The following is a 24494-nucleotide window of genomic DNA, read 5'->3' as shown; positions in this document are numbered from 1 at the left end:
GATGGACCTCCGCCCACCCTCGGACGACCGTCCCGGACGCCCCGGACCTGGGGTTTGACGGGCGTCACAACCATCGGTGAGCGGTCGCTTACCGCAGGTACGCTGACGCGCATGCTCGCCTCCGCGCCCGCACCCGCCCTGGCCGGCGACCTCTCCTACGCGGAGCTCGGCGGGACCACGCCGCTGCAGGTCGTCGCCGTCGTCGTCTCGCTGCTGGTCACCGTCGTGGCCGTCGCGCTGTTCGCCCGCCAGATCGGCCGCTTCGTGGCGCAGTTCCGCCTCGGCCGGCCGGCCCCCGGCCGGAGCGACGACCCGGGTGCGCGCACCGCCACGCTGGCCAAGGAGTTCCTCGGGCACACGCGGATGAGCCGGTTGCCGGTGGTCGCCGCCGCGCACTGGGTGACGGCGCTGGCGTTCATCATCCTGTTCTCCACCCTGGTCAACGCGCTGCTCCAGCTGTTCCGGCCCGACGCGCGTCTGCCGGTCATCGGGCACTTCCCGCCGTTCGAGTGGCTCGTCGAGCTCTTCACGTGGGCCGGCCTCGTCGGGATCGTCGTCCTCATGGCGGTCCGTCAGAAGGAGCACCCGCGCAGCGCCAAGGGCAAGGACGGCCGCTACTCCCGCTTCTTCGGCTCGACGTTCTGGCAGGCGTACTACGTCGAGCTCACCATCCTCGGCGTCACCGTATGCATCCTCCTGCTCCGGGGGCTCGAGGCCGCGATCGCGCAGCGGGCCGAGCCCGGGTCGTCGCTGTACCTGCACTTCCCGCTCACCGGCTGGATGGCCGGCTGGTGGGAGGGCTCGACGCTGCCGGCCATCGCCTCGGCCGTCTACCTCGTCGCGACGGTCAAGATCCTCATCTCCTTCGCCTGGATGATCACGATCTCCCTGCAGCCGACGATGGGCGTTGCCTGGCACCGGTTCCTCGCGTTCCCGAACATCTGGTTCAAGCGCGAGTCCTCGGGCCGCACGGCCCTCGGTGCGGCGCAGCCGATGACGGTCGGTGGCAAGCCCTTCGACCTCGAGGCCATGGACGAGATGGAGGAGGGCGACGTCCTCGGCGTCGGCCGGGTCGAGGACTTCACGTGGAAGGGCCTGCTGGACTTCTCGACGTGCACCGAGTGCGGCCGCTGCCAGAGCCAGTGCCCGGCGTGGAACACCGAGAAGCCGCTGTCGCCGAAGCTGCTCATGATGACGCTGCGCGACCACGCCGACGCCAAGGCGCCCTACCTCCGGGCGCTGGCGGACGCCGACGGCGACACCGAGAAGGCCATGGCGACGGTGACGGCCGCCGCGCAGACCGTCCCGACCGACGGCGTCGAGCCGCACGGCTCGGTCGACGTCGTCGACTGGTCGGCGATGACGCTCGTCGGGTCGACGGGCTGGTCGGCCGACGCGCCGCTCACCGCCTACAACCCGCACGGCCCCGACGCCGTCATCGACCAGGACGTCCTCTGGTCCTGCACGACGTGCGGCGCGTGCGTCGAGCAGTGCCCGGTCGACATCGAGCACGTCGACCACATCATCGACATGCGGCGGTACTCGACGCTCATCGAGTCGGCCTTCCCGAACGAGCTCGGCGGACTGTTCAAGAACATGGAGTCCAAGGGCAACCCGTGGGGCATGGGCGCCCGGGCGCGACTCGACTGGGCCAAGGACCTGCCCTTCGACGTCAAGGTGCTCGGGCAGGACGTCGAGCAGGCCTCCGAGGTCGACTGGCTCTTCTGGGTCGGCTGCGCCGGCGCCTACGAGGACCGCGCGAAGAAGACCTCGCGCGCCGTGGCCGAGCTGCTGGACGCCGCCGGGGTGTCGTTCGCCGTGCTCGGCGACGGCGAGACGTGCACCGGCGATTCCGCCCGCCGCGCCGGCAACGAGCTGCTCTTCCAGACCCTCGCCGCGCAGAACGTCGAGACCTTCGGCGAGTTCGGCGTGACCAAGGTCGTCGTCACCTGCGCGCACTGCTTCAACACCATCAAGAACGAGTACCCGCAGCTCGGCGGGACCTACGAGGTCGTCCACCACACCCAGCTGCTCAACCGGCTGGTGCGCGAGAAGCGGCTGACGCCCGTCGCCCGGCCGGACGCGACACCGGCGATGTCGTCGGCCAAGGACGTCGCCTCGACGGCGGACACCGTCACCTACCACGACCCCTGCTACCTCGGCCGGCACAACGGCGTCTACGCCCCGCCGCGCGAGCTCATCGGGGCCCTCCCCGGCGTCGAGCTGAAGGAGATGCCCCGGCACGCGGAGAAGTCGTTCTGCTGCGGCGCCGGTGGCGCCCGGATGTGGATGGAGGAGAAGCTCGGAACCCGCATCAACACCAACCGCACCGACGAGGCGCTGGCCACCGGCGCCGGCCGCATCGCCATCGGCTGCCCGTTCTGCCGCGTCATGATGTCCGACGGGCTCACGGCCAAGCAGGCCGAGGGCGTCGGCGAGGAGGTCGAGGTCGTCGACGTCGCGCAGATGCTGCTCGCGGCCGTCCGCCGGAGCAACGGCGGCGCGGTCGCCCCCGCTTCGGAGGACCGGACCGGGGCTGGCGAGCAGTCCGCGGCGCCGACCGGGACCGCGGCCGCCTCCGCTGCCGGTGGGGGCGCCGCTGCGGCGACGCTCGTCGAGGACGAGCGTCCCGAGGAGAACGCGGCAGCGTCGTCCGCCGCCGACGACGAGGGCGACCCCTGGGACAACCAGCCCACCGCCACGGCCTCCACGCCGACGGAGACGCCGGCCGCGACGCCCGCCACCGAGGACGAGGGCGACCCCTGGGACGACGGCCCCACCGCCACCACGACGACCGAAACGCCGACCGCGACCCCCGCCGACGACGACACCGACCCCTGGGACGACGGCCCCACCGCCACCACGACGACCGAAACGCCGACCGCGACCCCCGCCGCCGACGACACCGACCCCTGGGACGACGGCCCCACCGCCACCGCGACGACCGAGACGCCGACCGCCGAGGACGAGGGCGACCCCTGGGACGACCAGCCCACCGCCACCGCGACGACCGAGACGCCGCCCGCAGCACCGGCCGCCGACCACGAGGGCGACCCCTGGGACGAGCCTTCCGGGACCGCGACGACCGAAGCGCCCGCCGCGGCACCGGCCGCCGACGACACCGACCCCTGGGACGAACCTCCCGGGACCGCGACGACCGAGGCGCCCGCTGCGACGAAGGAACCGGCCGGGAAGGCACCCGCCGAGGCCGACGACCCGTCGGGCGATGACCCCGACCCGTGGGACGAGCCGCAGGCAGCGGCGGACCCGGTGGCGGGAACCTCGCAGGGCGAGCCGTCCCCCGAGAAGGCGCGCGCGGACGCGGCGGCGTCCACCGACGACGTCGACCCCTGGGACGAGCCGCAGGCAGTGGCGGACCCGGTGGCGGGAACCTCGCAGGGCGAGCCGGCCCCCGAGAAGGCGCGCGCGGACGCGGCGGCGTCCACCGACGACGTCGACCCCTGGGACGACCCGGCCGAGCCCGCCACCCCCGCACCCGTCGCCACCGAGGACGCCGAGAACGAGAAGCGTCGCACCGCACCGACGCCCACGGCCGACGGCGACGCCGGTGGCGACGCCGCGCTGCTCGACGAGCCGGACCCCTGGGACTGAGCGGCCACCTGCCGCACCGGCCGGCGAGGCTCTAGGGTGCGTGCAGGGCGCGCCGGGGTGGAGGGGGCGGCATGGACATCGAGGTCCGCGACGTGACCAGGCGGTTCGGGTCGGGCGGGGGCGCGACCGACGCCCTGCGTGGCCTCTCCCTCGAGGTGACCGAGCCGGCCGCCGTCGCGCTCGTGGGCACCTCCGGCTCGGGCAAGTCGACGGTGCTCAACCTCCTCGGCGGACTCGACAGGGCGACCTCCGGCTCCGTCGCGGTCCGCGGCACGGACGTCACCACCCTGCGCGGCCGCGCCCTCGTCGAGCACCGCCGGCGGGTCGGCTTCGTCTTCCAGGCCTTCCACCTCGTCCCCGGGCTCACCGCGGTCGAGAACGTCGCGCTCCCCCTCGTGCCGCGGGGCCGGCGCGGTGACACCTACCGTCGCGCCGACGCGCTCCTCGAGCGCGTGGGCCTCGCCGGACGCCGCGACGCCCTGCCCGGTGAGCTGTCCGGCGGCCAGCGCCAGCGCGTCGCCATCGCCCGCGCCCTCGTCGCCGACCCGGTGCTCGTCCTCGCCGACGAGCCGACGGGCAACCTCGACACCGAGAACGCCCGGGCGGTGCTCGACCTCCTGCTCGAGGTGCGCGCCGAGGCCGGGGCGACCCTGCTCGTGGCCACCCACGACCCCGACGTCGCCGCGCGCTGCGACCGAACCGTGCGGATCGCGGACGGCCGCGTCGAGGACCCCGGATGAGACGCCGCGGCCGGCCCGGCGGCCGGTGGCTGCTGGCGGGCAACCTCGCGACGGTCCTCGTCACGCTGCTCGTCGCCGGCACCGCCTACGGCGTCCTCACCGCGACGACCGAGACGACCCGCCTGGCCGTCCGGGGCACCGTCGACGCGAGCGCGGCGGCGGCCGGCTACGACATCCTCGTGCGGCCGGCGGGGTCCCGCTCGCCCGCCGAGCAGGCCACCGGGCTCGTCCAGCCGGGCTTCCTCGGCGCCGTCGAGGGCGGCATCTCGCGGCAGCAGTGGCGCGAGATCGAGGGACTCCCCGGGGTCGAGGTCGCGGCCCCGGTCGCGATGGTCGGCTGGGTCATCGCGACCGCGACGGTGCAGGTCGACCTCGGCGACCTCGTCCGCACCGACCACCCGGTCGTCGTCCGGACCCGGACTCGCTGGAGCTGGGACAACGGCGCCAGCAGCCTGACGGGGTCGCCGGCGCTCCTGTACCTCACGCCCAACCCCGTGCGCTTCGAGCTCCCTCCGGACGACGGCACGTCCACCGGCACCCGCATCGTCGAGGACAGGCCCGACGGCACCGAGGTCCGCTTCGCCACCCCCGCGGCGCAGACCGCGACCGCGACGGACGGCCCCCAGCTCATCGCCCTGTCCACCGAGCTTCTGCAGCGCGGCTCGGGTCGGCGCACGACCACCCTGGTCGACCTGCAGTACCCCTTCCCCTTCCTCCTCGCGGCGGTCGACCCCGCGGCCGAAGCACGGCTCACCGGCATCGACACCGCCGTGGTCGACGGGTCGTGGCTGACCCCGGGCGTCCCCACCGAGCGCACCTTCGCCCTCGGGTCCGACATCGAGCAGGGTCAGGTCGTCCCGGTGGCCGTCGCCGACCGGCCCGACCTCCAGCTGGACGCCCGGACCTCCGTCGGGGTGTTCGACGGGCCGGCCGTCGACCGGCTGGCCGAGCGCGGCTACGACGGCACGGTGCCGGGGGCCTTCCTCGGCACCCCGGACCGGACCCTGCCCGACCTCACGGCCGACGCCGGCTCCGCGTACCGCTCGCTCCTGGACTCCCTGGCCACCCCCACCGAGGACGGCGACCCGCAGAGCCGCACCGTGCTGCGGGTCTCCCGCACCTCGCCCCTGACGCTCGCCGCGGACGCCGACGGCACGCTTACCGCCCGCGGCTCCTTCGGCTCGCCCATCGGCTGGGGCTACGGCGTCCCGCTGCCGGGGGCACAGGGGTCGGCGGTGCCGCCGGGCGGCGACGACACCGCGTTCCGGACGATGACGGGCTACTTCGCCGCGGTCGAGCTCGCACCGCCCACCCTGGTCCGGACGGGGGTCTACGACGCGTCCCGGCTCGCGTCCGGCGACTCGCTGACCGGCCTGCCCCTCGGCACGGTGGGCGACGCCCGGCCCGCCGGCGCCGACGACGCCTCCCGCGCCGCCCTCGACGGGCGGCCGTGGTCGCCGTCCACCGCCATCTGGGGCTACCCGCAGCCGCCGCCGCTGATGCTCACGACCCTCGACGCACTGACGGCCTTCGACGACCCCGCGCGCTGGGCCGAGGCCGCCCCGGCGGGACAGGTGCTGGACCGCACGCCGCCGGTCCCGCAGCGCCCGATCTCGGCGATCCGCGTCGCGGTGGCCGGTGTCACCGGGGTCGGGGCGCTGGACCGGGAGCGGGTGCGCTCCACCGCCGAGGCCATCGCCGAGCGCACCGGCCTCGACGTCGACATCACCCTCGGCGCGTCCTCGGGTCCACGGACCGTCGAGGTCGCCGCGGGGCGGTACGGCCGACCGGCCCTGACCGTCACCGAGCCCTGGGTGGTCAAGGGGGTCGCGACGCGGCTCGTCACCGCCGCCGACCGCGCCTCGGCGGCCCTGGCGGTCCTCGTCCTGCTCGCCGCGGCCCTCGTCGTCCTCGACGCCGTCTTCGCCACCGTCCGGGCCCGCAGCCGCGAGATCGGGACCGTCGTCGCGCTCGGCTGGCGCCCCCGTGACATCGCAGCCGGCGTCCTCGCACCCGTCCTTCTCGCCGCGGTCCTGGCCGGGACCGTCAGCGCCGGCCTGGCCTGGCTGGTGCGCCACGCCCTGGACCTCGCCGCCCCCGGGGTCGGGGTGCTCGTGACACTGCCGGCCACCGTCGGCGTCGCGCTGCTGGCCGCGACCGGGCCGGCGCTCATCGCGGCGCGGACCTCACCGGCGCGCTCGATGCGTCCGGTGGGGCTGGGCGGCGTCGCCCGGCTGGGCCCGCGCGTCGCGTCGGTGCCGGGACTGGCCTGGCGCTCGGTGGTCGTCGCGCCCGGTCGGGCGGTGGCCGCGGTCCTCGGCGCCGCGACCGCCACCGCCGTGCTCGCCACGCTGCGCGCCGTCCAGGTCGAGTTCCAGGGCCGTGCCGTGGGCACCGTCCTCGGCGACGCCGTCACCGTCCAGGTCCGCGGCCCGGACCTCGCGGCGGCCGCGCTCACCGCCGTCCTCGCCGGCATCGGCATCCACCACGTGCTCGGCACCGAGATCCGGGAGCGCCGCGCCGAGCTCGCGACCCTCGCCGCCGTCGGCTGGCGCACCCGCACGCTGGCGTTGCTCCTCACGACCCAGGCCCTCGTGGTCGCCCTGCTCGGCGCGGCGCTGGGTACCGGCGCCGCCGTCCTCGCCGCCGGTGCGCTCGGCGTCACCCCGGCCGCCGCCCTGCGGTCGGCGGCCGTGGCCACGGCGGCCGTCCTGGCCGTCACCCTCGTCAGCACGGCGCTGCCCGTGCTCCGGCTCCGGCGGGCGAGCGCGGCGGCGGTCCTGGCGTCGGACTGACAGGCACCGGACCCGCGCGACCCACGCACGTCATCGGGCGTGGGCGCGCGGACACCTTGCCCCCGGGACAGACCGCGGCCCGCCGCTCGGAGGTCGAGCGACGGGCCGGGGACGTGCGGACCGGGTGGGCGGGGGTCAGCCGTCCAGGCCGTTGTCGGCGAGGAACTGCTTGGCGACCGTCGCCGGGTCCTTCTTGTCGATGTCGGTCTGCTTGAGCATGTCCGCGATGGCCTGCGTGGTCAGCTTGGCGGAGACGGCGTTGAGCGCCTCCTTGACCTCGTCGGCGCGGTCGGAGCGCACGAGCGGGACGATGTTCTGGGACCCGAAGAGCTTCTTGTCGTCCTCGAGCGTCACGAAGCCGTTGGCCGCGATCGCCGGGTCGGTGGAGAAGATGTTCGCGGCGTCGGCCTGGCCGTTCTTCAGCGCCTGGACGATGGCCTGCCCGGTGAGCGGCCGGAAGGACTTGAAGGTCACGCCGTAGGTCTTCTCGAGACCGGGGACGCCCTGCGGGCGCTTCTTGAACTCCGGCGGCGCCGCGAGGGTCATGTCGCCGGAGACCTTCGCCAGGTCGGAGATGGTCTTGAGGCCGTTCGCGTCGGCCGTCTCCTTCGTGACGTTGATCGAGTCGTTGTCCTCGGCCGCGGACTTCTCGAGCACCGTGAGGTCGTCGGGGAGGACCTCCTGGACGTGCGCGTAGACCTCGTCCGGGTCGGTGCCCGAGTACTCCTTGTCGAAGTTGAGCGCCAGCGCGCCGGTGTACTCGGGGAAGACCTGGATGGAGTTGTCCTGGAGCGCCCGCAGGTAGACCTCGCGCGCGCCGATGTTCAGCTTGGTCGAGGCGTCGATGCCCTTGGCCTGCAGCGCGCCGGCGTAGATCTCGGCGAGCAGCGTCGACTCCGAGAAGTTGGCCCCGCCGACGACGATCGGGCCGTCCGAGCCGCCGCCGGACCCGCCGGTGGAGGAGGCCGACGCGGTGTCGGACGCGAGCGGGTCGCTGTTCCCGCCGCAGGCGGTGAGCCCGAGCATGGAGGCCGCGGCGAGCGCGACGACCGTCGTGATGCGCTTCATGGGTGTTCCCTTCGTGGTCGGGCCGACCGGCCCTGCGAGCGGTGGTCGAGAGTCTGGGTCACACGGACGTACGGAGGTCAACCGTGGGGTCGGCGGATTCTTCCGGCCCCGCGGAGTCGTCATCATTCCGTGACCCACCGACAGCGCGGCCGGTGAGGCCGGGGGACACGAGGCGGCGCTGGAGCAGGGCGAGGATCCCCTCGAGCAGGACGGCGAGGACCGCGACGAGCAGCGCGCCGCCGCCCGCCTGTCCGTAGTCCGCGAGCGCGATGCCGTCGATGATGAAGCGGCCGAGCCCGCCGAGTCCGGGGATGGCGGCGATGGTCGCCGTGGCGACGACCTGGAGCACTGCCGAGCGGACGCCGGACAGCATGAGCGGCAGCGCGTTCGGGACCTCGACCTGCCACAGCACCTGACGCCCCCGCATGCCGACGCCGTACGCGGCGTCCCGGGCGGCCCCGTCCACGGAGTCGATGCCGCCGTAGGCGCCGGCCAGCAACGGCGGGACTGCGAGGATGGCGAGCACCGCGATGCTCGGCACCGTGTAGGCGAAGTCGCCCGGCAGCTTCGGGCCGAGCCACAGCGACGCCGCGAGCAGCAGCCCGAGGGTCGGGACGGCGCGGGCCGAGTTGGCGAGGGTGACGAGCCACCGCCCGCGTCCGGTGTGCCCGACCCAGAGGCCGAGCGGCAGGGCGACCGCCGAGGCCACGAGCATCGTCACGGCGGTGTACCAGAGGTGCTCCCACAGCCGCTGCCCGATGCCGTCGGCACCGCTCCAGTTGGCCGGGTCGCCGAACCACTCGAAGAGGATGTTCACGCCGCACCCCCGCCCGCCGTGCGCCACGGGGTGAGGAGGCGCGAGCCGACGACGATGAGCGCGTCGAGGGCGAGGGCCAGCACCACGGTGGCGACGATGCCGGTGACGAGCTCGGCCCAGATGACCCGGTTGAACCCGTCGATGAACAGGTTGCCGAGCTGCGGGACGCCGACGACGGAGGCGACCGTGACGATGCTGACGTTGCTCACGGCGGCCACCCGGAGCCCGGCCGCGATGACGGGGACGGCGAGCGGCAGCTCGACGCCGAAGAGGCGGCGCACCCCCTTGTAGCCCATCGCCGTCGCCGACTGCTCGACGTGGTCGGGGACGGCCTTGAGCCCGTCCGCGACGGTGCGGGCCAGCAGCGCCACGGTGTAGACGGACATGGCGACGACGACGTTGATCGGGTCGAGGATCTGGGTGCCGATGATGAGCGGCATGACGACGAACAGGGCGAGGGACGGGATCGTGTAGAGCAGGCCGGCCCCGGTGATGATCGCGAGGTACGAACGGTCCCACCGCTTGGCGGCCCAGCCGAGCGGGACCGCGAGGACGAGCCCGACGACGAGGGGCACGCCGGCCAGGTAGAGGTGGTTGCCGGCGAGGTCGAGCACGTCGCGCCAGTGCGCCGCGAGCCAGTCCACGTCAGGCCTCGTCCCCCGCGACGGCGACGGCCCCGCCGTGGACGGGGTCGCCCTCGTCGCGCTCGGGCCGGTCGGTGTCCTCGATGGCGTCGAGCACCTCGTGGGCCAGGACGGTGCCGACGAGCTCGCCGCTGTCGTCGACGATCACCCCGCGCCGGGCGGGCGAGGACAGGGCCGCGTCCAGGGCGCCGCGCAGCGACCCGCCGGACCGCGCGACGGTGCCGCCGCGGTGCAGGTCGGCGTCCTGCACCCCGCGGCCCCCGATGCGCCCGGGCTCGACCCACCCGAGCGGGTGGCGCCGGTCATCGACGACGAGCAGCCAGGCGGCGTCCGTGGCCGGGGTCTCGCCGAGCGTCACCGTCGGCTCCGAGCGCAGCGGCAGCCGCGGCGCCTCCTGGAACTGCAGCGACCGGTAGCCGCGGTCGCGTCCGACGAAGTCCGCGACGAAGTCGTCGGCCGGGTGCGCGAGGAGGTACGCGGGCTCGGCCACCTGCGCCAGCGTGCCGCCGACCCGCAGGACCGCCACCTGGTCGCCGAGCTTGATGGCCTCGTCGATGTCGTGGGTGACGAAGATGATCGTCTTGCCGAGCTCGTCCTGGAGCCGCAGGAACTCGTCCTGGAGCTGGTCGCGCACGATCGGGTCGACGGCCGAGAACGGCTCGTCCATGAGCATGACCGGCGGGTCGGCGGCCAGGGCGCGGGCCACCCCGACGCGCTGCTGCTGCCCGCCGGACAGCTGCGTCGGGTAGCGGTCGCCGAGCCGGGCATCGAGGCCGACCCGCTCGAGCAGCTCGCGGGAGCGGTCGCGCACCTTCTTCTTGTCCCAGCCGAGCAGCCGGGGCACCGTGCCGATGTTGTCGAGCACGGTGCGGTGCGGGAACAGCCCGGCGTGCTGGATGACGTAGCCGATGCCGCGCCGCAGCTCGGCCTGGTCCATCCGCCCGGTGTCCTGGCCGTCCAGGGCGATCGAGCCGCGGGTGGGCTCGATCATCCGGTTGACCATGCGCAGCGAGGTCGTCTTGCCGCACCCCGAGGGGCCGACGAGCACGGTGATCTTGCCCGTCGGGGCGGTGAGGGAGAGGTCGTCGACGGCGACCGTGCCGTCGGGAAACTCCTTGGTCACGGCGTCGAACCGGATCATCCTGCGACCCTAACGACAAATGGGGCAGGTCGCAGGCCCCCGCTCCGGGATCGCGCGCGAACCGTGACCCGGACGTCGAAGGTTGCCGTGCCGCGTGGCGATGCGGAATGCCCGGTGTGCCCCGCGGGTTGACCGGACTCGTGACGACAGACGCCCGCCGGGTCCCCCTGCTCCTCGGCACCCTCTTCGGGCTGGCCGGCATGGGGTCGTCCTCGGCGTCGATCGTCCTGCACGACCTCGCCGACGACCTCGGCGTCGGGGTCGGCGTCGCCGCGTGGACGATCAGCCTCTACGTCCTCATGCTCGCCGTGACGACCGCGGTCTACGGCCGGGTCGCCGACCTCGTCGGAGTGCGCACCCCGCTCGTCGTCGGGCTCACCCTCATGGCCACCGGGTCGCTGGTCTCCGCGCTGGCGCCGACCTTCACGGTCGAGGTCGTCGCGCGGATGGCGCAGGGTGCCGGCGCCGCCGCCGTCCCCACGCTCGGCGTCACCGTGCTCAACCAGCGCTACCAGGGCTCCGAGCGGGGCTTCGCGCTCGGCCGGCTGGCGGCCATGGCGACGGCCATCGTCTGCGCCGGGCCGCTGCTCGGCGGGCTCGTCGACAACTGGCTGGGGTGGCGCGCGGTCATGGCCCTGCCCATCCTCGGGCTGCTCGTCCTGCCCGCCATCTGGTCCTCGCTGACCCGCGAGGGCACCGGCGACCGGCTCGACGTCCTCGGCGCCGTCCTCGTCGCCGCGACCGCGGGCGGGCTGGTCCTGCTCGTGCAGTCGCCGACCACCGGGCTCGCCATCGCCGTGACCGGCGGGCTGCTGCTCGTCCTCGGTGTGCCGACGGTCGGCGCCTGGGTGCGGCGTCGTCCCGACGGGTTCCTGCCGGTGTCGGTCGTCCGCAACGGCACGGTCGTCCGCGGGGCGCTGGCGGCGGCCGCCGTGCCCGCCGCGTGGTTCGGCCAGCTCATCGCCGTGCCCGTCGTCCTCGGCCGCGAGGGCTGGCCGTCGTGGCAGGTCGGCCTGCTCCTCGTGCCCAGCACCGTCCTCGCGCCGTTCCTGCCGCGGATCAGCGGAGGCCTGCTCGACCGCATCGGCCCGCCGCGCACCCTGGCGGCCGCCGGGGTGCTGGCCGCCGTGTCGCTGGCGCTGGCCGCGCTCGGCTGCGCCCTGGTCAACGTGCCGCTCGTCGTCGCCGCGCTGCTGGCGGTGGCCGTCGCCTTCGCCCTCGGGCAGCCGACGCTCAGCGCGGCCGTCAGCGACGCCGTCGACGCCGACGTGCGCGGGGTGGCCCTCGGCGTCGCCACGCTGCTCTTCCTCGTCGGCGGCAGCGTGGGCTCGGCGGCCGTCGCCGGGCTGGGCGACGTCGTCGGCGTCCCGGGCAGCCTCGCCGCCCTCGCCGTCCTGCCGCTGCTCGGCCTCGCCGTCCTCTCCCCCGAGCTGCGCACCCGACGCGCCGACCGCGTCCCCGAACCCGCCTGACCCACCCCCCTCTCCCCTCCCGCCCTCCCGTCCCGGCTTTCCCGCCCCCGGCGCGCCTCCCCTCTCGGCCCCCCACCCGCCCCGACTTTCCCGCCCCCGGCGGGAAAGTCGGGGTTCGCCAGGGTTGACCGGCACGTCGAACCCCCGGTTCCTCTTGCGAACCCCCGCCTCCTCATGCGATCCGCGGCCCCCTCTCCCTCTCGTCCGACTTTCCCGCCCCCGGCGGGAAAGTCGGGGTTCGCCAGGGTTGACCGGCACGTCGAACCCCCGGCTTTTCTTGCGAACCCCCGGTTCCTCACGCGATCCGCGGCCCCCGCCCCTCCCGTCCCGACTTTCCCGCCCCCGGCGGGGAAGTCGGGGTTCGCCAGGGTTGACCGACACGTCGAACCCCCGGTTGCTCTTGCGAACCCCCGGCTTGTCCTGCGAACCCAGGCCTTCCTGGCGCACCCCCCGGCTCCTCGCGCGAACCCAAGCCTCCCCGGTCGAGGCCCCGTTCCGCGCGCACTACCCGCCAAGGAGCGAGCCCTGATCACCAGCTGTCGGCGGCGCCCTCCGCCGGAGCGGGCACGGGCTCGTCCGCGGCCTCGGCGAACGCGGTGAGGGCCGCCACGAGCCCGCGCCGCCGGGTCACGGGCATCCGCCCGACGATGCCGGCGATGGCCTCCCGCCGGCGCTCGGTCACCTCGTCGACGAGCCGGCGCCCCTTGGCGGTGAGGGCGATGACGACGGCCCGCCGGTCGGCGGCGTCCTCGTCGCGGGTCACGAGCCCCCCGGCCAGCAGCCGGTCGACGGTCCGCAGCGCGCTGGACGCCCCCACGCCCAGCCGCTCCGACAGCGGCCCCAGCCGCGTCGCGCCGTGCGAGCGCAGCACGACGAGGGTGCGGAACTGGGTGAGCGTCACCGTGTCCTCGACGTCGGCGAGCGACCGGGCCGAGACGCCGACGAGCGCCCGCGACGCGACGAGCACCGAGGCCACGATCGCGTCGAGCTCGTCCTCCTCGCCGCCGTCGGGGGCGGCGCCGGCATCGGCTCGATTTTCCCTCATGAGTGCAACTATTGCATACTGCAACATATGTCCTCCGCTGCCGCCACCTCCCCCACCGACGACAGCGAGCAACGCCGCGCACCGTCCCCCGGGCGCTGGCGCCGCGAGCTGGCCGTCCGCGCCGCACGCCTGCGCGGCTCCCGCGGCGGGCTGCTCTTCCTGGCGCTGGTGGTCGGCGCGGGGACGGCCGCGGCGGCGGTCGCCTTCCGCTGGCTGATCCAGGTCTTCACGCTCGCCCTGTCCGGCCACCCCGACTACGCCGCCGTGCCGGGCGCCGCCAACCCGCACCTGCCGTGGCTGGGGCGCTGGTTCGTCGTCCTCGCGCCCGTCGTCGCCGGGCTCGTCTACGGGCCGCTCGTCCACCGGTTCGCGCGGGAGGCCCGCGGCCACGGCGTCCCCGAGGTCATGTACGCCGTGGCCCGCACGGGCGGCCGCATCAAGCCGCAGGTGGCCGGCGTCAAGGCCCTCGCCTCGGCCCTCTGCATCGGCGGCGGCGGGTCGGTCGGCCGGGAGGGACCCATCGTCCAGATCGGCTCGGCCCTGGGCTCGACCATCGGCCGGGTCGTGCGGGTCAGCGAGCCCCGGATGCGCGTGCTCGTCGCGTGCGGCGCCGCCGGCGGGATCGCGGCGACGTTCAACGCGCCCCTGGCCGGCGTCTTCTTCGCGATGGAGCTGATCCTCGCCGACTTCACGGCGCAGTCCTTCGGCCTCGTCGTCCTGTCGGCGGTCACGGCGTCGGCCATCGGACGCGGCGTCCTCGGCGACGAGCCGTTCCTCGCCCTCCCGCCGTTCACCGTCGAGCATCCCAGCGAGTACCTGCTCTTCGCGCTGCTCGGGGTCGTCGCCGGCGGGCTCGGGGTGTTCTTCACCCAGGCGCTCTACCGGATCGAGGACCTCTGCGACGCGGTCTGGCGCGGCCCCGAGTGGGCCCGGCCGGCCGTCGGCGGGATCCTGCTCGGGCTGCTGCTGCTCGTCCTGCCGCAGATGTACGGCGTCGGCTACCCGGTGCTCGGCGACGCCATCGACGGCCGGTACGCGATCGCCTTCCTCCTCGTCCTGCTCGTCGGCAAGATCGTGGCGACGTCGCTGACCATCGGCATCGGCGGCTCGGGCGGCGTCTTCGCTCCCAGCCTCTTCATCGGCGCGATGCTCGGAGCCGCCTTCGGCGCCGTCGCGCACGTCCTGCTGCCGGGCGTCGCCGGGCCGGTCGGGGCCTACGGCCTCATCGGCATGGGCGCCGTCTTCGCCGGCGCCGCCCGGGCCCCGATCACCGCCGTCATCATCATGTTCGAGCTCACCAGCGAGTACTCGATCATCCTGCCGCTCATGACCGCCATCGTCATCGCGACGCTCGTCAGCCACGCCCTGTCCGGCGACTCGATCTACACCCTCAAGCTGCGCCGCCGCGGCGTCGACCTCGAGGAGACGCCACCGTCGGTCGCCTCCCGGACACCGGTGCGCGAGGTCATGCGGCCGCTGCCGACGCCCGTCGAGGGCGGTACACCCCTGCGCGACGTCGCGAGCCGGCTGGCCGGCGTCAGCTACGGCGTCCTGCCGCTGGCCGGGGCCGACGGTCGCTACCACGGCATCGTCACGGCCCGGGCGGTGTCCGAGGCCCTCGCCGACGGCCGGCACGACGTCGTCCCCGCCGACATCATCACCGAGCTGCCCGAGCGGGTCCGCGTCACCGACACCCTCGACACCGTGCTCGACGCGCTCAACCAGAGCGGCGTCGGCGGCATGCCGGTGCTCGACGAGGCCGGCGACCAGCCGGTCGGGTGGGTCACCTACCGCGACGCGCTCGCGGTCATGCGGACGCCGCCGAACACCTGACGGGACGCCGGTCGGCGAGCGCACCCGGGTCGCCCCACATCGGGTCGCCCGGCCGGGCCGCTCAGCCGGTCCGGGGCCGCCCGAGCAGGGCGCCGCTGACGAACTCGGCCACCGTGCGGTGCCACAGCGCCGGCTTGCGGAGCATGGCGTGGGCCTCGTCCGGCACCTCGACGAGGCGGACGTCGGCGCCGGACTCGTCCCAGCGACGGGCGAGGATCGCGGTGCGCCGGGGGTCGGTCATCCGGTCGCGGGTGCCGTGCATGAACAGGAGCGGGATGTCGTGCCGCGGCCGGCGCGTCTCGGCGACGACCCAGGGCGCGAGGCAGGCGACGGCGGCGACGCCCGGCTCGTCGGCGAGCTGGAGGGCGACCCGGCCGCCCATCGAGTGCCCGACGAGCGCGATCGGGACGCCGGGGAAGACGCGCCGGATCCGCTCGATGGCCCAGCGCGCGTCCTGGACGGGGTCCTGGCGCGAGCCGTTCCAGCCGCGTACGCGGTTCTTCAGCCGCAGGACGGCCAGCTGCTCGCCGGCGCGCTGGTGCAGCTCCGTGGCGAACGGGAGCATGCGCACCACCGCGAGGCGCCACCAGGAGACGGGGACGCGGCTGCGCTCGGTGCCCCCGTGCAGGACGAGGACGACCCCCTCGGGGTGCGCCGGGACGTGACCGCGCAGCTGCGCGCCGCCCCCGCCGTCGGCGGAGAGGAGGGCGGCCTCGAGGGCCCCTGCCGTCTCGGGGTCGTCGTCGCTGCTCGGGGTGTCGTCGGATGCCGCGTCGGCGGAGGGCCGGGCATCGGTGAGCCGGTGGTCCATCGGTGTCCTCGTCGTGTCAGAGCGGGCCGGCGGTGTCCTCCGGGCGAACGGTGTCCCGCACCCACGATGCGTACCGGGTGTCGGAGTCCGTCACAGGGACTGCCAGGACTTCGGGCGTGTCGTAGGGATGTTCGGCGCCGACCCGCTCCCGGATGGCCCCGAACCGCGCGGCCGTGGACTTCACGAGCAGCAGGTGCTCGTCGTCCTCCTGCACCGCGCCGTCCCACACGTACACCGAGGTCACCCCGGGCACGACCTGCGCACACGCCGCCAGCCCCTCGCCGACGAGGACGCGGGCGATCCGCAGCGCCGACTCCCGGTCGGGCGTCGTCACGTGCACCTCGACGAGCGCGTCGCCGTCCTCGTGCTCCGCGTCCCGACCGCTCATGCCCGCCACGCTAGCCACGCAACCCAGCGCGCCTCTCGCGAATGTGGACGACGACCGACGTCCCCGGGCAGGATCCCACCCGCGTCCGCAGCGACCGACCGACAGACCGGGGGAGGTCAGGACGATCGGCGACGGTGGGCTAGACTTCCGTGCGCCGGGGAGGACCTGCGGAGGTCTCGACCCGGCTCGCCGGTGTAGCTCAATGGTAGAGCGCCAGCTTCCCAAGCTGGACACGCGAGTTCGATTCTCGTCACCGGCTCCACCCCATCACCCCAGGTCAAGCCGCACGAGGCGGACCCGCCCCCTCACCGGCACCACGGCGCAGGTGCCTCGCGTGCCCAACGCGTGCCCAATCACCGCCCGGCACCCCCACTCAGGACCTGGTTCAAGGTCACCGCGATCCGAGCATCCCGCTCCGCCGTCGCATGCTGGTAGATGAGCGCCGCACGCATGCTCGCGTGTCCCATCCGGTGCATCAGCTCGCGCGTGCTCGCCCCCGAAGCTGCCGCGAAGTGGTTGCCCGTGTGGCGCAGGTCGTGGAGATGCACGCGCGGATCGAGGTCGGCCGCCGACCGGGCCGCGACCCACACCGTGGACCAGTTCGATCGGTGCAGGGTGTTGCCGCGGTGGCCCACGAACAGCCGGCCCTCCGGCCCCTTCTCGGCGAACGCGTCGAGGTGCTGCTCGATGTCCTCACGCAGACCGAGCGGAAGCGCGATGGTCCGCAGCCCCGCCCGCGACTTCGGCCCCTTGACCACCAGCCGGCCCCCGACCTCCGAGACCGAGCGCCGCACCGTCAGGGTCATCAGGTCCAGGTCGAGGTCGTTCCGCTGCAAGCCCATCAGCTCACCCCACCGGAGCGAGCCGTACACCGCCAACAGCACCACGAGCCGGTAGCGCGGCTCGATCACCTCGGCCAGCCGCGCGACCTCGGCCGGGGTGAGGATCGGCCGCTCCGAGGCCACCTCGCTCCCCGCACCCTTGATCCGGCACGGGTTCCGCAAAATCACCTCGTCATCCACCGCCGTCGCCATGATCGAGCGCAGCAGCCGGTACGCCTTCGCGATGGTCGACGCCCCAACCCCCGCATCCTGACGTCCCTGCCGCCACCGCCGCACCAGCGCGGGTGACAGGTACCGCAGCTGAACCTCGCCCAGGAAGGGCGCGAGGTGCAGCCGGAGTAGCGTCCCGTACAGCTCGCGGGTCCGGCCCGTGATCGTCGCCCGCTCCGCCACCCATCGAGCGGCGTACGTCCCGAACGTCACCCCCGCCAGCGACGGGTCGACCCACCGGCCGGTCGCCATATCCGCCGCGACGATCGCGTACGCCGCCTCGGCCTCGGCCTTCGTCCGGTGCGTCTGCTCCAACGTTCGGCGCAGGCCGTCCAGACCCGTGTACCGGACCTGCCAGCGCCCGGACGGCAGCCGGCGGATCGACCCGCGCACCCGCTTGCCCATCACGCACTCCGCCCGCGTGACGGCAGCGGCTCCACCGTCACCGCAGCCAGGTACTCCGGCACCGCCGACGCCGGGAACCGCAGGTGCTTGCCCACCCGCAGGAACCGGATGCGCCGCGCCGCCACGAGCTGCCGGACGAACCCGTCCGCCGTGCCCAGCACCTCCGCCACCTCGTGCACCGTCAACAGCCGCTGCATCTCCGTCGTCTCTTCCATCGCCATCACCTCGTGCTCGTCGTTGCTCCGCTGATCCCTGTCCCCTTGTCGTGTCCGTCCCGTCGATCCGCTCGCCACTGGTCGTACTCCCGGGCCCGAGCCGCAGCCGCTAGGGCGAGGGCTTCCTCGGCGGCGTCGCGCCACCCGGTGCCCAAGTAGGTCCACGAGCCGACGACGACGGTGGTCTCGTCCTCGTCGTCGGCCAGGAGACGACGCTCGAGGTCGCGGGTGTCGATCGGCTCCCCTGTGCGGCGCGACTCCGCGGCCATCGCCTGCCACCGGGCCCGGGCACGGCGGAGCGCGCCCAGAGTCACGGAGTAGCGGCGTGACTTGGTGCCGAAGTGGCCGCGGAAGCCGAGCATGTGGACCCACTTGCCCATCCGCTGGTAGTCGTGCTCCTCGCCGTGGTGCCGTGCAGCACGGTCGGCAAGGTGCTCACAGGCGGCCCGGAAGGCGGCGACGTGCGGCCGATGCTGTCCCTCGCCGTGCAGACCGGAGACGTCCTTGGTGGCGTACTTCGCGAGGTAGCCGGCGACCTGTCCCGGTGTGAGAGCCGCGGTCGGGTCGTCGCTCCGGTGGGCGGGGGTGACCACACGAACGTCGATCTGCACACCCCAGGCCAGGACGCGCGGGCTGTCCTCGTCGTCGATGGCTTCGGCCAGGACGGTCACACCCGGAGCGGCCTCCCGCACCAGAGCCGCGAGAGTCGGGCCGTCGAGAGCCGCGGGTGCCGGTGCACCGATACCGGCGCCGCCGGGTCCGTCGAGGCGGATCAGGGCGTGGAAGTGGACCAGGCCGCGGTCTTGGTACTCCGCGACCTTGGCGTACTGGATCGACGCGCGCTCCCCCAAGGCGGACTCCATCACCTCGAGGTGACCGGCGACCGCGCGGCGGAGCGCGATGGTCGTGCGCCGCCACAGCTCGGGCGCGTGCCACTGCCACATGACCGCCGACGCGGTGTCGTAGCACTCCGGGCACAACGGAGCACCCGAGCGGGCATCGCCGGGCTCGTGGACGGCGGTGCACCACTGCGGGCGTCCGTGGGGGCAGCGGGTGCGGTCGTCCCGACGACGCGGGCGACACGGCTTTCCGCCGCGGTGACCGTGCACCAGCCCGAATGAAGGGGCGGTGAACGTCGCGAACAGGAGCGGGTTGTCCGCCACCTGCTCCGGCACCCTTTTGCCACCGGCGACTCCCGCGCTGATGAGCGCGAAGGTGTCGCGGGCGTAGGTGCGTGAGCAGGCCGGGCAGATGTGGGCGCGGCGGTTGCCGCACGGCCGGTACAGGACCCCCAGCGGCGCGTCGGCCGAGCGAAACGTCGAGAGAACTTCCCCGGTCCGGGCATCGACCGTCGCCGAGGACCCCGCCAGCCGCACCGGGCGGGCGCAGTTGTGCACCGCGGCCATGGTGTCGGCGAATGCGTCCATCGAACCGTCCGCAAACCGGCCCAACAACCCTGCACCGTTCGCACCGCGCAGGGCGGCCACGTCGAGCGGGGCGTCCTCACCGAACCCGCCGAACCGTGCCGGGGGTTCGGTGGTAGGGAGCGCGGCGGTAGGCATGGCGGCCTCGGGTCAGGCGACCCGGTCGGTGTGGAGTGCGGCGTCGACGACCCTGCCCAGCGGCGCGCCGTCGCGGAGGACGTCGTCGAGCGGAAGGCGCTCGTCGGGATCGAGCCCACCCCAGATGCCGTACTCCTCGCCGTACAGCAGCGCGGCGGCCAGGCACTTGCGCCGGACCGGGCATCCCGCGCAGATGGAGCGGGCGCGCTGAGCCGCGGGGGCACGCGTGTCCTCGAACCAGCCGACGTGCGGGGTGCCCGAGCAGGAGCCGCGTTCGCGCCAGCGGATGCCGTCGAGTTCATCAAGGACGGCGGCGCTGGCGTTGACGTACGGCAGGCGGATTCCATGGGGGTGCAGCGCGACTCGGTCCGGGCCGTACCGGTGGCTCATCCCGACCGCCTCCCCTCGGCCGACGTCGCACCGGCAGCGGCACGGGCTCGCGGGGCCCGCGGCGAGCGGGGACGCCGAGCGCGGGGCGCCCTCTCGGGCAGGCCGGACGGCACAGACCGCAGTCGCGGCCCGTCCTCGGCGCTCTCGTCGATGGAGTCCGTGCCCTGCGGGTCGGGCGGGGACGGCACGATCTGGCTCCGGCAGGGGTAGCGAGTGGCCAGCTCGCGGATGGCCGGGTCGGGCCAGTAGTCGGCGCGGACCCGGTCGCTGTTGCCCTCGTCGTCGACCACCCAGGCCGTACCCGGCGCGGTCGGAGAGATCCGGTGTGCCGGAGCAGTCCGGGCCGCGCCGTCCCCGAGGACCATCGCGCTCTCCTGGTCCGACAGCAGCCGGAGGGCGACCCGCTGGGTGAACAGGTTCCGCATCGTCACGACGTCCTTGCGCGGGTCCTGCACGAACGCGGCCACCACCACCCCGAGCGCACGGCCCTTGGTCAACAGCCGGGCCAGCAGGCGCGCCGCCTCCATGCGCGTCTCCCGGTCGGCGTACGCGACCAGGTCGGCCAGCTCGTCGATGACCAGGACGTGGAGCGGGTCGCCCGGTCGCGGGGTGTGGGCGCGGACCTGACCGGCCATCGCCTGCCCGCGCCTCTCCGCGACGTCGAGCAGGGCGGCCAGGACCGCGAGGGCATCGGGGCCGGTGTCGGCCACCGTGGCGAACAGGGCGCGGCCCATCCGCAGCTCGACGCCGTGCTTGAGGTCGATCCCCCACAGCCGGATCGTGTCGGACGGCACCAGCGGCGCGAGCCCGGCGACCAGGCCCCACAGCACCGAGCCCTTCCCGGAAGCCCGAGCAGCCGGCGACGAGTGTGTGCCGCCCGGCGACGGTCAGCCCCCAGGTGCCACCGACGTCCCGGCGTCCGAGCGGCAGGAGGTGGCCCGGCTCGGCAGACGTCCGGGCGAGCGGGACTGTCCCGTCCCGTGGCCCCCGGAGCGCGTCGTGCATGACCAGCTCGACGCGGAGGGTCGAGGTCGAGCCCCGGTAGGCGGTGCACCGCCATGACAGGGCGTCCAGCGTCGCCGCCAAACCCGGCACGCCCGCTTCGAGCTGGTCCAGGGTCTGACCAGCCCGTGCCCGGACGACGAGGGTCACCGTCGAGCCTTCCGCGCGGACCGACCGCAGCCGTGGGACCGCCTGTGCCGACCGCTGCCGGGAGCCGACCACCGAGCGGTCTCTCAGGAGGCGGGTCCAGCCGCACGCCTCCGCCAGACCCGTCCAGTTCCGTCGTACGTGCCGCCGCCACCGCCGACGCCGCGACGGCCCCGCCACGACCCGCTCGTACCCGGCCGGGAGGCACCAGGCCCACCCAGCAAGCGCCAACGGCACTGCGAGCCCCGTCGCGACCCACGCCATCAGCGACTCCCCGCGCACCCACGAGGCCACAGTCGCGAGCACGAGCCAGATCGCAACGATCCGGCGATGCCCGGTCAGCCAGAGCCACAGCCACCGGCCGAACCAGCCCAAGCGGCCAACGGCGCTCATCCCGACTCGCCCCGCTCGTGCGCCTCACACGCCGCCAGGGCCCGGTCCACGCACGAGGCGGCGACGTCCAACCACCCGGCGACGCTCGCCATCGCCTCGGCGAAGCCCGGCACGTCCTCGCCCGCGTGACCCAGCCTGAGGATGTGCTCGGCCGCGTCCTCGGTCTTCGCGTAGACCCCCAGCAACTCCTCCGCCAACGCCTCGTCCGTACCGACCCCGAACGAGCGGGCCAGCGCGTCGAGGTCCACGGAGGTCACGACGCGGCCTTCAAGGGCGAGCCGGGCGCGACCATCCCCTCCGCCCGGAATGACCATGCGAGACGGGGACGGGGCCCGGAGTCGTCGATCCACGCCAGGGCCGTCAGCCCGACGAACTCGACCGGCGTCCAGGGCATGCCCGACTTGTTCTCCGGAGGCACCGGCTGCTGCTTCGCCGCGAACTTCACCGACAGCGCCGTCTCCTTCCGCGAGGCCTCCTCGTCCGCGTCCAGCACCGTCACCTGCCACAAGGGCAGGCCCGTGTCCTTGTCCACCTGCTGGGGACGTGACCCGTCCTCCCGCGGGGAAGCGTTGAAGTCGCCCACCGACTCCACCGCCCCCTTCAAGAAGGCACCGGCCGGGAACACATCGTGGTGCGCCACCTTCATTCGTCGCTGCATCGCCATGACTCGCTCCTCACTCCGGAAGTACTGGCTCAAGCCAGTAGATCTATTGGAGTGGCTTGAGCCAGTGCTGTCAAGAGGTGGCTTGCGCCAGTTGCTACGCTCGCCATGTGGGAGATGACTCGACAGCCGCTCGCGAGCCGGCGAGCCGCCAACTTGCGCAGCAACTGCGCGACCAGATCAGCCGAGGAGAGCTGGCCCCCGGTGACCGCCTGCCCTCGGAGCGCGTCATGGCGGAGGAGCACGGCATCGCACGCAACACGGCACGCGAGGCCGTCCGCCTACTGACTGACGAAGGCTTGGTGACGGCCGAACACGGACGCGGAGCATTCGTCCGCGCCCGGCCGCGCCTCATGCGATTCGGGCAGCACCGCTACTCCCGCAAGGTGCGCGAGGAGACCGGCCTCTCCCCTTTCCACGCCGAGGTCATCGCCCAGGCCCTCACGCCGAACGCCACCCTCGACCGCATCGGTCGCGTTCAACCCCCAGCGCACGTCGCTGAGCGCCTGGACGTCTCGCCACGAACCAGGAGCGTCGTCGAACGCGTGAACTGGTACTTCGTCGATGGTGAGCCCGTCCAGATCGGCACCACCTACATCCCGTGGGAAATCGCCAAGGCGACGGAGCTCGCCAGCGGTGACAGCCTCGGGGCCGGAGACCTCTACGCGCGGTTCGAAGACCAGGGCTACGCCATCACCTACACGCGCGAGGAGGTCACCGCCCGCATGCCCACCCGAGACGAGGCGCGCGACCTCCGAATGCCGAGCGGGGTTCCGCTCCTCGTTGTCACGCACACCGGCCTGGACGCACAGCGCCGACCGTTCGAGCTCACGGAGTTCAAGATGAGAGCTGACCACTCCGGGCTCGACTACACGATGAAGGTGGACGACTGATGGCGGCGATGATTCGGCCCCGGACGGACAACGACTTGCCAGCTCTCGCCAAGGTGCTGGTCGAGGTCCACGCTGTCGACGGCTACCCCGTCGAGGGCGTCGACGACCCACTGGCATGGCTGGACCTACCGAACGCCATCGGAGTCTGGACCGCCGAACTTGGTGGAGCACCCGTCGGCCATGTCGCGCTCACCGAGCCCGGACCGGGCGATGACGCCGCGCGACTTCTCACCGAACAGTCAGGCCCAGAACCTATGGCCGTCCTCGGGCGACTATTTGTCGCGCCTGCTGCACGCGGTCAAGGCCTCGCTGAGCAGCTGGTCAACACTGCCATGTGTGCCTCTGCGGAGATACAGCGTCAACTCGTACTAGACGTAATGGTCAAAGACAGGGCCGCGTTTAGACTCTACGAACGCCTTGGCTGGCGCACCATAGGCGAAATCACCCATCAGTACGGCGCAAATAATGTGGAGGGTGCGCTAGCACTTGCCGCACCACGACCGAGAGAAATCTGCGCACACTGACGTCGAACGTCGCGGGCAAATTGGCCATCCTTTCACCACGTCGACACTTCGCCATTAGAGGTGCCCACACATCCGCCACGCGAAAAGCCGCGGCCCGGCGGATAGCCGGCTACCCCCGGTAGAGCGAGCACGGTTAGGCGGTAGCAAGCATTCGCTCGCAACGGCGACTCTTCGCCCGATGGCACAGCCCCTCGGGGGCGAGGCATCCGACACCACAAACACCATGCATTACCGACCAACGCCATAGCACTACGTCAACTACTGGGACCGGCTCTCCCAACCACTCGGAGATCTCATTGCACATTGCGTCTACCGACGACCTTCTCATCGATTCCGCAATCCGAACGAGGTGTCGGTCGGCCTTTGCAACCTGCACCCCGAGATTTTTGGCCAGATGTCGCCAAGTCACCGGGCCAACATAGGGAAGCCCGCAAAGGAACGGCTCCGGATCAAGCAGTAAGCGCTCAAGTGAATCCTCGTCCAAGCGGCTGGCAATCTCAGCGATACCTAGAATCGCGTCAATCTTGCGTTCGTGTCGAAACAGTTCCAGGGCAGCCGCTCTGGACGCAGAGAGGTCCCCGACCACCGCATTAGGGACGAACTCGTGAAGCGCGACGCTCAACTTAGGGAAACGTTGGCGCACGACCGCTTCTCGCATACCGGCATTCAGCACGACCCATGCCGCCTCGCGGAAGAACCCCTGCGGCGTTATCTGCGCTTGCCCTGTCCGTAGCTGCCAAGCAATCTCATCACAGAAGCCCCCATCAACGACTTCACGCTTAGCCGCCAAGTAAGCTCGCACAAGGTGATCGGTGCCCATCAGACCCTCGCTCACGCGCTGAGCATCCCATGGTTGCCGCGGAAACTGAAGCACCGAGTTGAGC

At 73.3% G+C, this 24494-nt stretch carries 22 protein-coding genes and 1 tRNA gene; 8 read left to right on the top strand and 15 right to left on the bottom strand.

Annotated features, from left to right (window positions below):
* Positions 1–111 precede the first annotated feature (111 nt).
* The 3 genes from EPD83_RS05375 to EPD83_RS05365 all read left to right on the top strand — a co-directional run bounded on the left by EPD83_RS05375 (position 112) and on the right by EPD83_RS05365 (position 7147).
* Positions 112–3612 carry a (Fe-S)-binding protein gene (locus tag EPD83_RS05375; protein ID WP_165566305.1) on the top strand — a complete coding sequence of 1167 codons (3501 nt, stop codon included), beginning with the start codon at positions 112–114 and terminating at the stop codon, positions 3610–3612.
* 71 nt (positions 3613–3683) lie between these two features.
* Positions 3684–4352: an ABC transporter ATP-binding protein gene (locus tag EPD83_RS05370; RefSeq protein ID WP_128367501.1), complete on the top strand. Its 669-nt coding sequence runs from the start codon at positions 3684–3686 to the stop codon at positions 4350–4352.
* A complete protein-coding gene (locus tag EPD83_RS05365; protein WP_128367500.1) occupies positions 4349–7147 on the top strand; it encodes an FtsX-like permease family protein in 2799 nt (932 codons plus the stop codon). The genes EPD83_RS05370 and EPD83_RS05365 overlap by 4 nt, the downstream gene beginning before the upstream one ends.
* Positions 7148–7282: 135 nt before the next feature.
* Here the strand turns inward: EPD83_RS05365 and EPD83_RS05360 are convergent, their stop codons facing one another.
* From EPD83_RS05360 to EPD83_RS05345, 4 genes are read right to left on the bottom strand one after another with little or no spacing between them, the layout of a single operon-like run.
* The gene (locus EPD83_RS05360; protein WP_165566304.1) at positions 7283–8215 is read right to left on the bottom strand and encodes an ABC transporter substrate-binding protein; all 933 of its coding nucleotides are present in this window, start codon (positions 8213–8215) and stop codon (positions 7283–7285) included.
* Positions 8216–8273: 58 nt separating this feature from the next.
* Positions 8274–9032: an ABC transporter permease gene (locus EPD83_RS05355; protein WP_164896714.1), complete on the bottom strand. Its 759-nt coding sequence runs from the start codon at positions 9030–9032 to the stop codon at positions 8274–8276.
* On the bottom strand, positions 9029–9676 hold the full coding sequence (locus tag EPD83_RS05350) for an ABC transporter permease (RefSeq protein WP_128368168.1): 648 nt from the start codon (positions 9674–9676) through the stop codon (positions 9029–9031). The genes EPD83_RS05355 and EPD83_RS05350 overlap by 4 nt, the downstream gene beginning before the upstream one ends.
* 1 nt (position 9677) lies before the next feature.
* Positions 9678–10817, bottom strand: coding sequence for an ABC transporter ATP-binding protein (locus EPD83_RS05345; RefSeq protein WP_165566303.1), 1140 nt, complete (start codon positions 10815–10817; stop codon positions 9678–9680).
* Positions 10818–10957: 140 nt separating this feature from the next.
* Between EPD83_RS05345 and EPD83_RS05340 the strand changes: the two genes are divergently transcribed.
* Positions 10958–12289: an MFS transporter gene (locus tag EPD83_RS05340; RefSeq protein WP_164896653.1), complete on the top strand. Its 1332-nt coding sequence runs from the start codon at positions 10958–10960 to the stop codon at positions 12287–12289.
* A gap of 529 nt (positions 12290–12818) precedes the next feature.
* Here EPD83_RS05340 and EPD83_RS05335 read toward each other — a convergent pair.
* A complete protein-coding gene (locus EPD83_RS05335) occupies positions 12819–13334 on the bottom strand; it encodes a MarR family winged helix-turn-helix transcriptional regulator (protein ID WP_128367948.1) in 516 nt (171 codons plus the stop codon).
* A gap of 27 nt (positions 13335–13361) precedes the next feature.
* Between EPD83_RS05335 and EPD83_RS05330 the strand changes: the two genes are divergently transcribed.
* A complete protein-coding gene (locus EPD83_RS05330; RefSeq protein WP_165566302.1) occupies positions 13362–15167 on the top strand; it encodes a chloride channel protein in 1806 nt (601 codons plus the stop codon).
* Between the two features lie 61 nt (positions 15168–15228).
* Here EPD83_RS05330 and EPD83_RS05325 read toward each other — a convergent pair whose 3' ends face one another.
* The gene (locus EPD83_RS05325; protein ID WP_128365554.1) at positions 15229–15978 is read right to left on the bottom strand and encodes an alpha/beta hydrolase; all 750 of its coding nucleotides are present in this window, start codon (positions 15976–15978) and stop codon (positions 15229–15231) included.
* A gap of 16 nt (positions 15979–15994) precedes the next feature.
* Positions 15995–16366 (bottom strand): divalent-cation tolerance protein CutA, encoded by a 372-nt coding sequence (gene cutA, locus EPD83_RS05320; RefSeq protein WP_128365555.1) that lies wholly within the window; start codon positions 16364–16366, stop codon positions 15995–15997.
* A 188-nt stretch (positions 16367–16554) separates the two neighbouring features.
* On the opposite strand from cutA, the gene EPD83_RS05315 reads away from it, so the two are divergent.
* Positions 16555–16628 (top strand) — tRNA-Gly (locus EPD83_RS05315).
* A 91-nt stretch (positions 16629–16719) separates the two neighbouring features.
* Here the strand turns inward: EPD83_RS05315 and EPD83_RS05310 are convergent.
* The 7 genes from EPD83_RS05310 to EPD83_RS05280 form a co-directional block, all read right to left on the bottom strand.
* Positions 16720–17823: a tyrosine-type recombinase/integrase gene (locus EPD83_RS05310; protein WP_128365556.1), complete on the bottom strand. Its 1104-nt coding sequence runs from the start codon at positions 17821–17823 to the stop codon at positions 16720–16722.
* A complete protein-coding gene (locus tag EPD83_RS05305) occupies positions 17823–18038 on the bottom strand; it encodes an excisionase family DNA-binding protein (RefSeq protein WP_235950354.1) in 216 nt (71 codons plus the stop codon). The genes EPD83_RS05310 and EPD83_RS05305 overlap by 1 nt, the downstream gene beginning before the upstream one ends.
* 5 nt (positions 18039–18043) lie before the next feature.
* On the bottom strand, positions 18044–19465 hold the full coding sequence (locus EPD83_RS05300; protein WP_128365557.1) for a replication initiator: 1422 nt from the start codon (positions 19463–19465) through the stop codon (positions 18044–18046).
* Positions 19466–19612: 147 nt separating this feature from the next.
* The gene (locus tag EPD83_RS05295) at positions 19613–19990 is read right to left on the bottom strand and encodes a WhiB family transcriptional regulator (protein WP_128365558.1); all 378 of its coding nucleotides are present in this window, start codon (positions 19988–19990) and stop codon (positions 19613–19615) included.
* Positions 19987–20820 (bottom strand): hypothetical protein, encoded by an 834-nt coding sequence (locus EPD83_RS20325; protein ID WP_205859422.1) that lies wholly within the window; start codon positions 20818–20820, stop codon positions 19987–19989. Before EPD83_RS20325 ends, EPD83_RS05295 begins: the two co-directional genes overlap by 4 nt.
* 708 nt (positions 20821–21528) lie before the next feature.
* On the bottom strand, positions 21529–21789 hold the full coding sequence (locus EPD83_RS05285) for a hypothetical protein (RefSeq protein WP_128365559.1): 261 nt from the start codon (positions 21787–21789) through the stop codon (positions 21529–21531).
* Complete coding sequence (locus EPD83_RS05280) at positions 21786–22196, bottom strand: plasmid replication, integration and excision activator (RefSeq protein ID WP_128365560.1); 411 nt, start codon at positions 22194–22196, stop codon at positions 21786–21788. Before EPD83_RS05280 ends, EPD83_RS05285 begins: the two co-directional genes overlap by 4 nt.
* Before the next feature lie 107 nt (positions 22197–22303).
* On the opposite strand from EPD83_RS05280, the gene EPD83_RS05275 reads away from it, so the two are divergent.
* Positions 22304–23086 carry a GntR family transcriptional regulator gene (locus EPD83_RS05275; protein ID WP_128365561.1) on the top strand — a complete coding sequence of 261 codons (783 nt, stop codon included), beginning with the start codon at positions 22304–22306 and terminating at the stop codon, positions 23084–23086.
* Entirely contained in the window at positions 23086–23610 is a 525-nt protein-coding gene (locus EPD83_RS05270; RefSeq protein ID WP_128365562.1) for a GNAT family N-acetyltransferase, read from the top strand. Before EPD83_RS05275 ends, EPD83_RS05270 begins: the two co-directional genes overlap by 1 nt.
* A gap of 133 nt (positions 23611–23743) precedes the next feature.
* Here EPD83_RS05270 and EPD83_RS05265 read toward each other — a convergent pair whose 3' ends face one another.
* Complete coding sequence (locus tag EPD83_RS05265) at positions 23744–24445, bottom strand: hypothetical protein (RefSeq protein WP_128365563.1); 702 nt, start codon at positions 24443–24445, stop codon at positions 23744–23746.
* Between the last annotated feature and the right edge of the window lie 49 nt (positions 24446–24494).

Origin of the sequence: Phycicoccus flavus (genome assembly GCF_004025965.2) — a bacterium.
Taxonomy (GTDB): domain Bacteria; phylum Actinomycetota; class Actinomycetes; order Actinomycetales; family Dermatophilaceae; genus Phycicoccus; species Phycicoccus flavus.
Note: the sequence above shows the minus strand (reverse complement) of the source record. Positions and strands in the feature narration are given on the sequence as shown.

Excerpts from the sequence above, each read along its gene's own strand:
- EPD83_RS05375 (WP_165566305.1), top strand. The coding sequence starts at position 112 with ATGCTCGCCTCCGCGCCCGCACCCGCCCTGGCCGGCGACCTCTCCTAC.
- EPD83_RS05300 (WP_128365557.1), bottom strand. The coding sequence starts at position 19,465 with ATGGACGCATTCGCCGACACCATGGCCGCGGTGCACAACTGCGCCCGC.
- EPD83_RS05310 (WP_128365556.1), bottom strand. The coding sequence starts at position 17,823 with ATGGGCAAGCGGGTGCGCGGGTCGATCCGCCGGCTGCCGTCCGGGCGC.
- EPD83_RS05295 (WP_128365558.1), bottom strand. The coding sequence starts at position 19,990 with ATGAGCCACCGGTACGGCCCGGACCGAGTCGCGCTGCACCCCCATGGA.
- EPD83_RS05345 (WP_165566303.1), bottom strand. The coding sequence starts at position 10,817 with ATGATCCGGTTCGACGCCGTGACCAAGGAGTTTCCCGACGGCACGGTC.
- EPD83_RS05335 (WP_128367948.1), bottom strand. The coding sequence starts at position 13,334 with ATGAGGGAAAATCGAGCCGATGCCGGCGCCGCCCCCGACGGCGGCGAG.
- cutA (WP_128365555.1), bottom strand. The coding sequence starts at position 16,366 with ATGAGCGGTCGGGACGCGGAGCACGAGGACGGCGACGCGCTCGTCGAG.
- EPD83_RS05280 (WP_128365560.1), bottom strand. The coding sequence starts at position 22,196 with ATGGCGATGCAGCGACGAATGAAGGTGGCGCACCACGATGTGTTCCCG.
- EPD83_RS05270 (WP_128365562.1), top strand. The coding sequence starts at position 23,086 with ATGGCGGCGATGATTCGGCCCCGGACGGACAACGACTTGCCAGCTCTC.
- EPD83_RS05360 (WP_165566304.1), bottom strand. The coding sequence starts at position 8,215 with ATGAAGCGCATCACGACGGTCGTCGCGCTCGCCGCGGCCTCCATGCTC.
- EPD83_RS05305 (WP_235950354.1), bottom strand. The coding sequence starts at position 18,038 with ATGGAAGAGACGACGGAGATGCAGCGGCTGTTGACGGTGCACGAGGTG.
- EPD83_RS05330 (WP_165566302.1), top strand. The coding sequence starts at position 13,362 with ATGTCCTCCGCTGCCGCCACCTCCCCCACCGACGACAGCGAGCAACGC.
- EPD83_RS05370 (WP_128367501.1), top strand. The coding sequence starts at position 3,684 with ATGGACATCGAGGTCCGCGACGTGACCAGGCGGTTCGGGTCGGGCGGG.
- EPD83_RS05365 (WP_128367500.1), top strand. The coding sequence starts at position 4,349 with ATGAGACGCCGCGGCCGGCCCGGCGGCCGGTGGCTGCTGGCGGGCAAC.
- EPD83_RS05325 (WP_128365554.1), bottom strand. The coding sequence starts at position 15,978 with ATGGACCACCGGCTCACCGATGCCCGGCCCTCCGCCGACGCGGCATCC.